A 444-nucleotide genomic window follows, 5' to 3' on the forward strand; every position below is an offset into this window, starting at 1 on the left:
CAGGTCCGCAGCAGTCCGGCCGTCGCCCCCATCGCCTCCCGCTGCCCCGGCACCCGCACGCCCTGCTCCCATGCCAGGGCCATCAACGCGAGCGGTCCGGCAACGCCGTGCGACAGACCGAGGTTGAGGTGACCCCCCGGGAACGCCCCCTCCGAACCGATCCGAGGCGCGTCCAACGCCCACCAGCGCGGCACGTGTGCGCCCTGATGCTCCACGGTGCCCAGCGACAGACGCACGAGGTGGTCCAGCACCGCCGTCAGCGGCTCTTCGCAGGTCTCCGCACGGGCCAGCAGATACCGGCCGACTCCGGTCAGTCCACGGACCACTTCGTAGTGTCCGACGGTGGGCAACGGCCGGTCCTCCACGGGCGGCAGGACCGTCCCCACGAGATCACGCTGGTAGGCGTCGAACCGCTCGAGCGCGGAGACGTACCCGCCGGTGGTG

1 protein-coding gene is annotated in these 444 nt (G+C 72.1%); it reads right to left on the bottom strand.

Annotated elements, in window-relative coordinates:
• On the bottom strand, positions 1-444 hold a 444-nt coding region (locus tag LPA54_RS38965), incomplete at both ends, for a lanthionine synthetase LanC family protein (protein ID WP_306806633.1).

It is taken from the genome of Streptomyces sp. DH12 (genome assembly GCF_020873895.1).
Classification (GTDB): Bacteria; Actinomycetota; Actinomycetes; order Streptomycetales; family Streptomycetaceae; genus Streptomyces.